The sequence below is a fragment of the Halalkalibacter kiskunsagensis genome (genome assembly GCF_037027555.1).
Taxonomy (GTDB): Bacteria; Bacillota; Bacilli; order Bacillales; family Bacillaceae_D; genus Halalkalibacter; species Halalkalibacter kiskunsagensis.
Map to the genome: position 1 here is coordinate 1 of NZ_JAXBLX010000046.1, position 13,908 is coordinate 13,908.

Consider the following 13,908-nt stretch of genomic DNA (forward strand, 5'->3'; position numbering starts at 1 on the left):
ACGCATCGTCGCCTTGGTAAGCCATTACCTTACCAACTAGCTAATGCGCCGCGGGCCCATCCTGTAGTGATAGCTAAGAGCCATCTTTTACAATCGAACCATGCGGTTCGATCGATTACCCGGTATTAGCACCGATTTCTCGGTGTTATCCCAGTCTACAGGGCAGGTTGCCCACGTGTTACTCACCCGTCCGCCGCTAACCTCTGGGAGCAAGCTCCCATTGGTCCGCTCGACTTGCATGTATTAGGCACGCCGCCAGCGTTCGTCCTGAGCCAGGATCAAACTCTCCATAAAAGTGTTTGAGTTTCATCACAAAGTGATGGAACATAGCTCAAGTTATATCACGCTAGCGATATAACAAATGCAATTTTGCTAAATTGCTAAACATTGACGAGAAAACATGTTTCTCTATTTCGCTTGGCTTTTGTTCAGTTTTCAAAGAACTCATTTCATCGCTCATCTGCGGCGACAAGAAATATCTTACCACGATAAGGCGTTCAATGCAACCACTTTTTTAAAAAGTTTTTTTCGAAGTTGTCATGAACAAGCTGTTATTGCTAGCAGCAAGGAATAATATATAACAACTAATCACTTTTTGCAACCTTTAATTTAACGGAAAGAACGTTTTTTAAGCTATATTTAATACGTAATTATAACTCCTATAATGAAACAACGAAAATCAATATGTGTAGTATAGCGTCTGATCCCTAACTTAACGTATCGAGAAGCCGCATAGTTGTGCTTAGAAACTGTATCACGCGTTACTATATTTCAAACATAACCTACCAAGTCAAAGTTTGCATGTCATAAACTATCGCTACATCCCTAACGATTCTAACACTATAGAACGCCTACCGCTTATTAATCCTATGAACATCCTTTGAAAAACTAAAAACGTTAAGCACCAACGTTGTTGTACACCAAAAAAGGTAACCACCCAACTCATCTCTGAGTATGTGCGGTTACCTCTCTTATTAATACACAAATACGCTACCTGGCAATTGGAATAGCGCACCCCCTATTTTATAGTCTTATGCTCCTAATCCCGATTATACAAATCCCTCGTATAAACCTTCTCTTCCACATCAGCCAACTCTGCATCCAACCTGTTCGACACAATCACATCAGAGACTTGCTTAAATTCCTCTAAATCCTTTATCACTCTAGAATTATAAAATGTCTCATCCTCAAGGACTGGCTCATAGACGACGACTTCAATTCCTTTTGCCTTGATGCGTTTCATAATGCCTTGGATGGCTGAAGCTCTGAAGTTATCTGAGTTTGTTTTCATGGTAAGCCGGTAAATCCCGACGATTTTCGGATTTTTTTCAATGATTTTGGCTGCGATATGGTCTTTTCTCGTTGTATTGGCATCTACGATGGCTCCGATGATGTTGTTTGGAACATCTTCATAGTTCGCTCGTAACTGTTTTGTATCTTTTGGCAAGCAATATCCACCAAAGCCAAAGGATGGATTGTTGTAATGATCGCCGATTCTTGGATCGAGCCCAACCCCTTCAATGATTTGCTTTGTATTTAAGCCTTTTTCTTCGGCATACGTGTCAAGCTCATTAAAGTAGGCTACACGAAGGGCTAAGTACGTATTGGAGAACAATTTGACTGCTTCTGCTTCGGTAGAATCTGTAAACAGAACTCGAACATCTTTTTTGATCGCTCCCTTCATTAATAAAGAGGCAAACTTCTCCGCGCGTTCTGATCGCTCTCCAACAATAATCCTTGATGGGTACAAGTTATCATATAGTGCTTTCCCTTCCCGCAAGAACTCTGGAGAGAAGATGATATTCTCTGTCTTGTATTTTTCTCTAATTTCTTTCGTAAATCCAACGGGAACCGTTGATTTAATAACTATTACGGCCGCTGGATTGATTTCTAACACGGTTTCAATTACATTCTCAACGGATTTTGTGTTGAAATAATTTTTCTCTGGGTCATAGTCCGTTGGTGTTGCGATAATGACAAACTCTGCATCTTTGTATGCTTGGCATGTATCGGTTGTCGCAACGAGGTGTAATTCTTTTGTTGTTAAAAACTCTTCAATTTCTTTATCGATAATTGGCGATTCTTTTCTATTGATCATATCTACTTTTTCTTGAATAATATCGATTGCCACGACTTCAAAATGTTGAGCTAATAGCACCGCATTTGATAATCCTACATAGCCTGTTCCAGCTACTGCTATTTTCATTTGTCAACACATCCTTACTTAATTTATCGATAGATGGGTACAAGCACAAAGAAGAGGCCCGCCTTCCCACCTAATAGTAACAGTCACTCTTATCACCATAAGCTCACTTTACCACACTACTGTAAGATGAGACAGGCATAAGGTATGCTATCTATTATATTATTTATACTATAATACACCCTCAATTATTGTCATGTGAAATAGAACATAGTCAAACAAAATTAAGAAAGACCGAGTGCACTAACACTCAGTCAAAGAAACTGTATCGTCACTTAAAAAAATAGGAGAGTCGGCAACCTCTACCAACTCTCCGTTCTATTATTGAAAAAACACCGTAAATGTAAGGGCGATTAACGCTAAAATTCCTGGGTTTTTAAGTTTCGAGTTTGTCATTTGGATTTCCTCCTGAAATGTTGATCTCTTTTTGTTGTCTCTATCATATCAAGCATCCAAGGGGTTGTCCGGACTTTTGTTAGGTAATGTAACATAAAACATATATTTAAAATACACCATTATAAAAAGTACCTGCACCATGGTGCCTGCCGTGCAGAAAAGCGACTGTACAGCTAACTGCAAAGAAGTTCCCACCTTATGAGTAATCATCATCGTTACTGGAAAGTCTACTGGTGTAATCGCTACCAAAACACCAAAATAAAAAGGCAAATTGTTCCCATAAAAAAGAGCCCTAAATAGGCACCTTATTTACGGAATATCGAGAAAAGTTTCCCCCATGTTCCTTTAGATTGTTTTATCGTTTGTTCTAAACGTTTATTAAAATCATTTTGCAAGCGCCATTCCTTTTTCTGTTCGTCCCGCAACTGTTGTATTTCTTTTTGTAAGAATTCACTTTTCTGTTTCTCTTGTTCCAGCAATGTTTCGTAATGGTTCTTTTGTTGTTCCGTTAATTTTTCAATTCTAGCATGTGTTTTTTGAGCTGAATTGCCAATCGTAGAACTGATCACATGATGATCTTGCTGGAGCCGCGCAACCGTTGTTTTAAGATCAGACATACCGTTTGTCAATTCAACATTCATTTCACGTGTGGCTGCAAGTTCTTTGGATAAAAACAATAAGATCTCTTTTAATTGATTGGGATCGCGGGGTAACTTGTCATATGTATCGGGTATCGCTATCTCTGTTTGATTGGATCCTTCTAATCTTTCCTTTTGTTGGTGCACAAGGTCTTTCGCTGTATCGTCTAGAGGCTTGTCCGTATCGCGTAACGCTATAAGCGCTTCGATGTCGGATTGAACAAAGATACGCCGATCACCATCTTTTAAAAACTCATATCCGTTTCGCTCTAAGATTTGGCCATACTTTCGAACAGTCGGTGTTGCAATCCCTGCTTCTTCTGCCACTTCCTTGGAAGAAAATGATCGTTCATTTGGTTGGATATCATGTCGCATAGAGGACCTCCTTTACTATTAAATATGAAGGTTCTTTGATCATTTTGCAACTTATATCGGGTAGCGATACGAGATTATAAAAAGAGCAGTTTCAAGAGGGCACTGAAAAAGGTCGATTTCACTTTTTTAGTATCCTCTAAGCAATGTACGGAACCACTGCCGCTTCCTATATGGACTTTTTTCAGTAGTTCGCTATTCAGTCCCTATTCTCGGAAAGCTTTCATTTGAATCGGCTAGCGCTATCTCGGTTTCATCGTATTTTTCTACTTTTTTGTTAAAATACTAGTTCTTTACTCTGTATCGCATGACGCTATAATGCATCGATATCAAAAACAAGATATGCTAGCGGCCACTTGTTATACTTCATATCACATATCGAATCCCTGTACTTAGTATGAAAGTAGTGGATGAATTTTCTGTGCCTCCTGTATCGGGTAACGCACTCTCAGTCTTTCTATTTACTCTTTCTTTTTATAGATTCACATGGCCTTTAGCTGTACCGCCTTGGCAGTTATGCGTATCGCGTGACGCTATAAGCCTTCGATGTCAGATAATATAAGATACACCGTAACTATTATTAAAACCCTCATACCCATCCAAAAAAATTCCTACGCTTTCGAACCGATTGTTTCCATGACCGACAATCCTTTGTATCTATGGTACTTTTCACAAGCGTGATGGGTCCCCATTCACGCTATCCGTCAATAATTATCGTTGTACCTTCCCTAGCTTAGCTGTCTTCATAGTAATTATTTCATAGGAAATACACGATACGACAAAATTCTTTTTTTGAGCACACACAAATAAAAAAGCAAGGTTTCCCTTGCTTTTGTCTAATGAAAGAGAAAAATCTTAACGGGTGGTGCCTGGCACCACCCGAACTCCCCCCTACAACCCTAACGAAATATATTTCACTTCTAGATAATCTTCAATCCCGTAGTGTCCGCCTTCGCGTCCTATTCCACTTTGTTTAAAGCCGCCAAATGGTGCTTGAGGCGTGGACGGAAGCCCGTCATTTAACCCAATGATTCCGTACTCAAGAGCTTCTGTGATCCGAATCCCTCGAGAGATATTTTCTGTAAAGACATATGCAGCTAGTCCAAAAATGGAGTTGTTTGCACGCTTGATGACTTCCTCTTCTGATTGGAAAGGCGTTACAGGAGCTAACGGTCCAAATGTCTCTTCAATCATACAAGTCATTTCATCGTGAACATTGGAAAGAACTGTCGGTTCAATATAGAGGCCGTCTTTCACTTGACCTCCTGCTTCGATTTTCGCACCCATTTGAACAGCGTCATCGATTTGCTTTTTCACTTTTTCAACAGCTGCTTGATCGATAAGCGGTCCCACATCAACCCCTTCTTCAAGACCATTGCCAAGTTGTAGTTCCTTTACTTTTGGAACAAGCTTTTGAATAAATGTCTCGTAAATAGAATCATGTACGTAAATCCGATTGGAACATATACACGTTTGGCCAGCATTACGAAACTTTGAATTAATAACCCCATCGACTGCTTTATCTAAATCTGCGTCACCCATTACGATAACAGGGGCATGGCCACCAAGCTCCATCGATACTTTTTTCACTGTATCTGCTGAGCCTTTAATTAATTCCTTTCCAACTTCTGTCGACCCTGTAAACGTAAGCTTACGGACACGAGCGTCTTCTAACCAAGCCTGCCCGATCTCCCTTGAGCTTCCAGTTACTAAGTTCAGAACTCCTTTTGGAATACCAGCTGCCTCAGCAAGCTCAACCATTTTAATTGCTGTTAGCGGTGTCAGATTAGCCGGTTTGATTACGACTGTACAGCCAGCTGCCAAAGCAGGTCCGACTTTACGAGTAATCATCGCTGCCGGAAAGTTCCAAGGAGTAATCGCCGCCACAACACCAACCGGTTGTTTTTGAACAAAAAGCCGTTTGTTTCTCTGGGTTGCCGGGATTGTTTCGCCGTAAATCCGCTTCGCTTCTTCGGCATACCAAGCAAAGAATCCATTTGCATAATTCATTTCTCCAAGTGCTTCTTGCAAAGGTTTCCCTTGTTCCATAGTCATGACTTTAGCGATTTCTTCTTTATTTTCTTGAATCAAATCATGCCACTTTCGAATCAGGTCTGCACGCTCGTACGCCGAGAACTTCGACCAATTTGAAAATGCTGCAGTCGCTGCATCAACAGCTTCTGTTGCTTCTTTCGCCCCACCCTTTGAAACCGTTGCAATCACTTCATTTGTTGCGGGGTTTGTCACCTCAATCGCATCTAAATCCTCTACCCATTCGCCGTTAATATAAATACCATAATGTTTCAACGTACATTTCCTCCTTTTAAAAAAGCTAACATCTCTTTTGCATAGCTTTCTTTTTCTCTATTTTCCACTTCGACTACAAATTTGTGGATGATCACCTCATCCTGCTTTTTTCTCACTTTCATTTTTAAAAAGTCCGTCTTTGTCATCATCGCCTTTAAAGAAGTTCTTACCGTAAATTAATAGGCAAAGAAGAATTCCAACCGCAAACGCCCACGTTGCTCCTTTTGTTGCTAGAACAGCTCCAATAATACCGGCAATACCTAAGTCGCGTTGACTTTTCGCTTGCATAATACCTACGCGAACACTTACATATCCTTGGATCATTAGCGTGAGCGCCAAAGCGATCCCTAAGATTGGTTCTACCAAACTAACGATTGGCAACAATAGCAACCCTGTATTCGTTCCCCAACGGAAAGAACCAGACCCACCAAAAATCGAATGCATCGCTTTTTTGCCTTCTTTGAATCGTTCAATGACGACAACCTGCATTGCTGCCCACATTGGTCCACACATGACAATATCAGGTCCAAAAATACCCATTGTTGCGTTTCTTCCACCGAAGATTAAATGTGCACGGTTTGCGTTATAATCAATTTTTTCATCTTTTCTAAATTCATCCGCCTCACTTACTAACGCTTTGCTTTGTAATACGTCACCAAACAAGACAATATAGGTTGCAAGTACGGTCGGAATCGATGCAACAAACATCATGAATGGAGGAAACCCTAATCCAAATACCGTGAACTCTGTAAACAACGTCGCAAAATCAGGTTTACTAAATCCCCATTCAATCGTTGGCCATGGTGCCTCTCCAAAAAGTGGAGCAATGACAACCGCTAATAGGATGATTGGGAAAATCCCTAAGTTAGATAGGACTCTCCAAAATCCTCCTCTTTGCTTCAACTTTGCAAAATGTTTCGAGAAGATCAGATAGAAAGCAACTGCACACGTAATACTAATTGTAATCGGAAACAATTCGAAACGTCCGCCAACTTCAAAGATCGTAATAACTGCTGCAAAACCAGCTCCTAAAATAACTCCTGCCTTCATCGCACTTGGAACAAGGTTCACGACCTTTGACGCTAACCCGGTTATCCCAAGGAAAATCGAGAAGATCCCTAAGGTGAGCTGGAAGGCAATGAGCGCGTAAATCCTTTCGTCTCCTTCAGGAAATTGAGAAACAAACAAAATCATTAATGGGACCGCTGGCGTAATCCAACCAGGGATAACAGGATCTCCTAGCAAATGATGAGTCAAATACAAAATTCCATTTAAAATTACAACAGCTAGAGCTACTTCAAACGGCATACCAAGATACTGAACCATTAACGGAATCGCCGCTAAATCGACGGCACACATTAACAACCCTTGAAAATAATCAGGAAACTCAAAACGGTAATGGACAAACGGCAATCTTAATTTAAATGGTCCGAGCGGTGTAAATGGTGTTTCCTCACCATCTTTCCTTTGCTTCCACAGCATGGTAACTCCCCCTTTGATAAGCAGATTGATAGATTTTTTCAATATCATTGACACTTAAGGCTCTTGGATTATTATCCATCAGTCGCTTTGCTTTGCTTGCATCGATCGCCATATCAGGAATCACACTTTCTGGAATTCCAAAATCCTGAAGACTTTCAGGAATTTCGACGTAGCGTGACAATCTCTTCATTTCGTCAATCGCCCGATCCGCCGCTTCATGAGTTGATAGATTTCTCGTATCAATCCCTAACGCTTCGGCAATATCCTTAAATTTTGATAGACAGCTAATTTTATTCCATTCCATCACGTACGGAAGCAAGACCGCATTGCTTACACCATGAGCGATGTTAAAGCGTCCCCCAAGCGGATATGCTAACGCGTGCACTGCTCCAACACCGGCATTTCCAAACGCCATTCCAGCCATTAAACTGCCTGTGACCATCGCTTCTCTCGCCTCATGATCATATGGATTCGCATATGCCTTCGGTAAAAATTCACCAATCATTTTCACAGCTTTGATCGCTAATGCATCGGTAATCGGGGATGCATTGACGGAAATGTACGCTTCAACTGCATGAACCAACGCATCAATTCCACTTGCTGCTGTCACAGACTTGGGACACGTTAACGTCATTTCAGGAGAAACAATCGCTACATTTGGTAATAAATGCGCGCTAACAATTCCTTTCTTAAGCTGCTCCTTCTTATCAGAAAGAATCGTAATATTCGTTACTTCTGACCCTGTCCCTGCTGTCGTCGGGATCGCAATGAGCGGAAGACCAGCTTCTTTTACTTGGTCTACTCCAAACATCTCTTCAATTGGACTATGATTCGTATAGACGACAGACGCTGCTTTAGCAATATCAATCGCACTACCGCCACCAACAGCAATAAGACCTTCGTAATGTCCTTTCTTAATCTCGTTTACGCAATCTTCGACAAGTCCCACCTCAGGCTCTGGCTTCACTCGATTGTAAACGCCTACATGAAATTCCTGTAATTCACGCTTTACCTTCTCAACGACACCCGCTTGTTCTAAAATTTCATCCGTTATGATTAAAACGCTTTCAATTTTTAAACATTTAACTTCCTCACCTAACCGTTTAAGTGAGTCACTCCCGGTTAAGAGTTTGTTTGCAATTTTAAATTCTGATACGAACATGTTTATCAAATCCCCTTTCTACTTTTTCTAATGCAATATGTGTGCCAACTTTTAAGAAAGAGTATTTTTTAAGTAACGACAAGGGTTTATGACAACAAATCGTCTAAGAAATGTTTTTATTTCGTCGAAAGTCGATCAATAAAATAATCACTCGATTACATTTCTAATCAACTTTGTGCTTTTTTACTTTCTGAACAATACTAGCTTGACTGATCCCAAGGACTTCTGCTGCCTTGCGTGTCGTCTTATATTTTTTTAACGCCTCATTGATTAAGTTCAGTTCATATTGCTGAACACGTTCTTTTAACGAAAGGCTACTATCGCTAGTTTCTTGATTGAATAAATGCTTGTACTCCTGTGGCAAGTGCTTTAACGTAATCTCATTATCTATCGTTGTCACAACCAAACGCTCAACAATGTTTAACAATTCTCTAATGTTTCCAGGCCATGAATACTCGCTTAAACATTCCAGACAATCAATACTAATTGTCTTATCCATCTCATACTTTTCATTAAACCTAGTTAAAAACCTCTGAATCAACGGGATGATCTCCTGTTTTCTCTCATTTAATGGCGGCACCGTAATCGGCACAATGTTTAATCGGTAATACAGATCCTCTCTGAAATTCCCTTCTTGCAATTGCTTTTTCAAATCTTTATGAGTAGCTGAAATAATCCGCACATCTACTTCAAGCACAGTTGTAGAACCAATTCTCATAAACCGATTTTCCTCGACCACCTTCAATAATTTCACTTGCAACTCTAAGGGCAAATCGCCAATCTCATCCAAAAACAACGTCCCACCATTCACTTGCTCAAGCAAACCTTTCTTGCCTTTTGTTAATGCACCGGTAAAAGCCCCAGGCTCATACCCAAATAGTTCAGCCTCGATTAAATTAGCTGGAATTGCCCCACAGTTAATCTCAATAAACGGTTGGTTCACACGCTTGCTTTTTTTATGAATAAACCTTGCAATTAAACTCTTCCCGACTCCTGTTTCCCCTTGCAGTAACACCTTTGCATCGGTTGTTGCAACCCTTTCTGCTAACTGAAAGAGATCTTTTGTCTTCGGGCTTGCTACATAGAGCTCTAAATCATGAAAGGTTTCATCGTTTACAAAACCTTCTTCATCCTCTTGATTCACCCAATACTGAAGACCATCTAGCTCATGCTTCAGCTTTAATAATTCGGTAATATCACGAACACTGCTTATCACCAAACTTATATTCCCTTGCTTAGAAAAAATCGGTGTACCACTAACAATAATCGTTCGGTCATCCTTGATCGTTTGCATTCTAGTGACAGACTTTTTCTGCTTAATGACTTCAAGAGAAATAGAATGGGAAATATACCCTCTCGTGACGAGCTCCTTCATATGTATTCCTGCTACTTCACGAGCCTGGATTCCAGTAATCCGTTCATATGCCAAATTCACCAGAAGCGTAACTCCCTCCCCATCGGTAATATACACACCATCATGGAGAGAATTAATAATCGTAAGAAAAAAATTACTAGAAAGAATATCCTTGTAGTTTTCCGCTAACAAATCGATAGGAAAACCGCAATCCTCAAGCTCAATCAAATAATTTTTGCAATCGACAACATCGGTCATATAACGCTCAATCTTCTCCGTCAAATCTCCTTTTTGAATCGCATACTGCAAGCTACCTATTGTAAAATAACCGATAAATGTCCCAGCCTCATCAACAACGTCTAACACATCCGCCCGAGCTCTATTAAAATAGGGAATCACTTCTTCGATTGTACGGTTTCTTTTTACATTCATCACTGATTATTCCTTTCGTAAAAAACTAGTAAAATGTTTTAAAAGTATAGCATATAAGATCGAAGAGGTAAGGGTGAAGGGCACTGGAAATAGTTTGCAAAAAAAGACCTTGAATTATATCAATATTCAGAGGTTTATAATAATTGATTGGGATCTTGGGGGAAATTGTCATATGTATCGGGTAGCGCTACCTCTGTTTCATTGAATCCTTCTAATCTTTCTTTTTGTTGGCCCACCAGTTCTTAATTCGTATCATCTAGGGGATTGTGCCGTATCGCATGGCGCTATAAGCGCTTCAATGTCGGATTGAATAAAGATACGCCGATTGTTAACTTTAAAAATGCATATCCATTTCACCAAAGCTTGGCCTTACTTTTGAACCGGTTGTTTTTATGACAACGATACTTTTTTTCAAAGGCGGGCTCGCTTCGCTCCCCATTCTCAATATTCATCAATGTCTTTTGTCTCCTCCTGCCCTTGTCTTAATTCATAATAATTATTTCACGGGAAATACACGATACGACAAATTTCTTTTTTTACACACAAAAATGAAAAAGTGAGTCAGATGGTACTCTCCACCTGCTCTCACTTTATTTCCTGCTATTCCCCTATTTCCCCACTACCTTATATCGACAAGATTAGGGTGATGCCAGGTACCAATACTAAGCAGCTTGCTCAGTAGCTTTCTGCTTTCGGCGATACACGATCTTGGATAATAACACGCTACACTCATATAGAAAAAGCAATGGGATAATCACTAGAATATCGGATAGAAAATCCGGTGGAGTAATTAACACCGACGTCACAATCAAGGCAAAATAAGCATATTTTCTAAACTTTTGTAAGCGGTAAGGGTTTAATATCCCTATACTTGTCAAAAACATAATAACCACTGGAAGTTCAAATAAAATCCCGAACGGAAGGGTCATATTAATCAAAAAACGGAAATATTTCTCTGCCGTAAAAAAGTCCATAAACATATCTTGTGACAATGAGAGAAGAAAGTTTAAGACAATTGGAAAAATGAGAAAGTATCCAAAGCAAATTCCCAGGATAAAAAGGATAAACAAAGCTGGTATATAAGCTAACGTCACTTTTTGCTCATTTTTATGTAGTGCCGGTCGGACAAACAGCCATATTTGATGAGCTGCAATAGGTATTGTACCTGCAAGGGCAATCACACTAGATAATACTAAATAAACCCATAAAATATCACTAGGACCTAAAATGGCCAACTTTATTGATAAGTCCTTAATTAGCCAGTTATAGATACTTTGTACATAAACAAAAGATAAAATAAAAAACACGATAAAAATACCAAGTGTAAGTATCAGACGTTTACGCAATTCCTCCAAATGACCAATAAGATCCATACCTTTTTTTTCCACTATAAACACCTCTTATAAAAAAAGAAGATGCAAGTTACATGAGCTACTCACATCTTACTAGATTTAGTTATTACATTGCTTTTTCATCTTTAGCGTTTAATTGCTTTGATTCTGGCTCTTCATCTGAAACTAATTCTCGTGTAGATTTTTTAAATTCCTTTAATGTTGACCCTACTGCACGACCGAGTTCTGGCAATTTTGAAGGGCCGAAAATGATTAATGCAATAACAAGAACCAAGATTAAACCGGGAATCCCTATATTTTGTAGCATAACGTTGACCTCCTATTCATATGACCGTTTTAAGTCGTAGCTCTTTGTGCGGAAAACAATTAAACAATTTATAATCGGCTTTCTGACAACAAACCTGGCATTTGTAATCTCCGAACCCTTTTTCCTCATTAGATAGTAAATGAATGTGTGGAAGGTGAATGACCTTTAAGCCTTCCTTCACATGTTTAGTACATACAATGATCATTCATAATGCTCCCTTCCACTCCTAGTCATTGGGTAATATTACTTAAAACTACCACCTTGAACCGCGACTAAACACGATCGACCAAAACTTTGCCCCGGATACGGATTCCATGTATCTGGATGCTGAACGTCTAGAAATAGTGTCGTTTCATCAGGTGTTAACCATGGTCCCGTTACTTCGCAGCCTTTTGGACCTGATGCAAATTGTTGTGGAATCCCGTAGTTTTTCCCATCTGTTGGGATCATGAACACACCACAGTTTTTATAAGCCGCATATACATTGTCTTCTGTAGCACCATAATCTTCTACAACCCAAAGGTTCCCTTTGCTGTCAAAGTGAAGGTTATCTGGACAAGTAATACCGCTTTTCTTTCCTCCAGCAACAAAAACTTCAAACGTAAATGAATCACTACCATGGTCACCATTATTTGGTGCGAATCGAACAATTTGACCATGGAAATTTCCGTGACTTGAATTATTCGTCAATGCTAAGAAGACTGTACCATCATGTGGATGAATTTCGACATCTTCAGGACGATCTAGTAATGTACCTCCGACCACACGACCTGCTGCACGTGCATTTGTTAAGACATCAGCTTGGTCAGCAAATTCTTTCTGAAGAGCGGAATTGGATGCATAATCAAGCGCAACCCATTGTTGCTTGCTAAGGTTAGCAACGTACAAAGTTCCTTCTTCTAAAATATCGAAATTCGCATCACGGTTAGCCGGATTGAATTGTTTCTTACTAATAAACTTATAAAAGCACTCATCACGGCTATCATCGCCCATATAAACGACAACTCTGCCGTCTTCTGTTAAGCCCATTGCTGTGTTTTCGTGAGCGAAGCGACCTAATGCTGTATGTTTACGAACAGGCTTTGAGGCATCAAACGGATCGACTTCGACAACCCAACCGTAATGCTCTTCCGTAAAATTAGGCCAGCCATATGAACTCGCATATCCTGTATTTTCCTCACACGATAACGCCGTATTCCATAATGTGCGTCCTCCACTACAGTTACCAAGTGACCCTTCAACTGTTTTGGCACCTTTCACAGCATTGCTTCCACGAGCTGGACCTGTTAATTCGATCTTCGTTGTCCCATCTACACGACGGTTATATGTATCATCCTTTACGAGCTTCCATTTTCCTTTTTCTTTTTTCACTCGAATAACGGAACCACCAACTGCTTCTTTTTCCATTGCTAGTAACTCAGGATATTTATGTAGATCTTTTTTATCAAATGTAGATGCATTCATTCCTAGCATCTCCATGTAGTTCCCTGGTTCTGGAAATTCATGATTTACCCAAATGAGTCCCTCTTCTGAATTGTTGCCACCTTCTAAACTATTGATTGGAAAGTAAACGGTAAGATCGGCTGCATCCCCGAAAATTTCACCTTTTGAGTTAATTTCATCTCCATACGAAGCGACAATGTTATATTTATAGCCATTTGGCAAAACCAAATCATTTTCCCAAGTACGTTCAACAGGTTTAAAAGGAACGGTAAGTGGTTTCCCGCCACCCTTAGCTTGTCCATCCATTAAGTGATCTGCTGTCATAGCACTTGCTTTATTTGTTATCGCATCAATTCCTGTTGATGCTGCAACTAATGCCGCAGTACCGCTTCCCATGTACGTTAAAAATTTACGTCGACTAAATTCATTAGACAATATGAACACCCCAACTTTTGTTTTT

The 13,908-nt window shown here is 39.9% G+C and carries 9 protein-coding genes and 1 rRNA gene; all 10 read right to left on the bottom strand.

Annotation, left to right across the window (positions count from 1 at the left end; translation table 11 throughout):
- Nucleotides 1-294 (bottom strand): 16S ribosomal RNA (locus tag SLH51_RS19970); the annotation flags it as partial.
- Nucleotides 295-1,039: 745 nt separating this feature from the next.
- Complete coding sequence (locus SLH51_RS19975) at nucleotides 1,040-2,206, bottom strand: nucleotide sugar dehydrogenase (RefSeq protein ID WP_335963283.1); 1,167 nt, start codon at nucleotides 2,204-2,206, stop codon at nucleotides 1,040-1,042.
- A 698-nt stretch (nucleotides 2,207-2,904) separates the two neighbouring features.
- The gene (locus SLH51_RS19980) at nucleotides 2,905-3,612 is read right to left on the bottom strand and encodes a hypothetical protein (protein ID WP_335963284.1); all 708 of its coding nucleotides are present in this window, start codon (nucleotides 3,610-3,612) and stop codon (nucleotides 2,905-2,907) included.
- Between the two features lie 888 nt (nucleotides 3,613-4,500).
- The gene (locus SLH51_RS19985) at nucleotides 4,501-5,916 is read right to left on the bottom strand and encodes an NAD-dependent succinate-semialdehyde dehydrogenase (RefSeq protein ID WP_335963286.1); all 1,416 of its coding nucleotides are present in this window, start codon (nucleotides 5,914-5,916) and stop codon (nucleotides 4,501-4,503) included.
- 96 nt (nucleotides 5,917-6,012) lie between these two features.
- The gene (locus tag SLH51_RS19990; RefSeq protein ID WP_335963287.1) at nucleotides 6,013-7,398 is read right to left on the bottom strand and encodes a permease family protein; all 1,386 of its coding nucleotides are present in this window, start codon (nucleotides 7,396-7,398) and stop codon (nucleotides 6,013-6,015) included.
- On the bottom strand, nucleotides 7,370-8,560 hold the full coding sequence (locus tag SLH51_RS19995; RefSeq protein ID WP_335963288.1) for an iron-containing alcohol dehydrogenase: 1,191 nt from the start codon (nucleotides 8,558-8,560) through the stop codon (nucleotides 7,370-7,372). The genes SLH51_RS19990 and SLH51_RS19995 overlap by 29 nt, the downstream gene beginning before the upstream one ends.
- Before the next feature lie 163 nt (nucleotides 8,561-8,723).
- The gene (locus SLH51_RS20000) at nucleotides 8,724-10,346 is read right to left on the bottom strand and encodes a sigma-54 interaction domain-containing protein (RefSeq protein WP_335963289.1); all 1,623 of its coding nucleotides are present in this window, start codon (nucleotides 10,344-10,346) and stop codon (nucleotides 8,724-8,726) included.
- A 662-nt stretch (nucleotides 10,347-11,008) separates the two neighbouring features.
- Nucleotides 11,009-11,719: a twin-arginine translocase subunit TatC gene (gene tatC / locus SLH51_RS20005; protein ID WP_390183748.1), complete on the bottom strand. Its 711-nt coding sequence runs from the start codon at nucleotides 11,717-11,719 to the stop codon at nucleotides 11,009-11,011.
- 85 nt (nucleotides 11,720-11,804) lie between these two features.
- On the bottom strand, nucleotides 11,805-12,005 hold the full coding sequence (locus tag SLH51_RS20010) for a twin-arginine translocase TatA/TatE family subunit (protein WP_335963292.1): 201 nt from the start codon (nucleotides 12,003-12,005) through the stop codon (nucleotides 11,805-11,807).
- 243 nt (nucleotides 12,006-12,248) lie between these two features.
- A complete protein-coding gene (locus SLH51_RS20015; RefSeq protein WP_390183738.1) occupies nucleotides 12,249-13,892 on the bottom strand; it encodes a PhoX family protein in 1,644 nt (547 codons plus the stop codon).
- Between the last annotated feature and the right edge of the window lie 16 nt (nucleotides 13,893-13,908).

Excerpts from the sequence above, each read along its gene's own strand:
- SLH51_RS19995 (WP_335963288.1), bottom strand. The coding sequence starts at position 8,560 with ATGTTCGTATCAGAATTTAAAATTGCAAACAAACTCTTAACCGGGAGT.
- SLH51_RS20010 (WP_335963292.1), bottom strand. The coding sequence starts at position 12,005 with ATGCTACAAAATATAGGGATTCCCGGTTTAATCTTGGTTCTTGTTATT.
- SLH51_RS19975 (WP_335963283.1), bottom strand. The coding sequence starts at position 2,206 with ATGAAAATAGCAGTAGCTGGAACAGGCTATGTAGGATTATCAAATGCG.
- SLH51_RS19990 (WP_335963287.1), bottom strand. The coding sequence starts at position 7,398 with ATGCTGTGGAAGCAAAGGAAAGATGGTGAGGAAACACCATTTACACCG.
- SLH51_RS19980 (WP_335963284.1), bottom strand. The coding sequence starts at position 3,612 with ATGCGACATGATATCCAACCAAATGAACGATCATTTTCTTCCAAGGAA.
- SLH51_RS20000 (WP_335963289.1), bottom strand. The coding sequence starts at position 10,346 with ATGAATGTAAAAAGAAACCGTACAATCGAAGAAGTGATTCCCTATTTT.
- tatC (WP_390183748.1), bottom strand. The coding sequence starts at position 11,719 with ATGGATCTTATTGGTCATTTGGAGGAATTGCGTAAACGTCTGATACTT.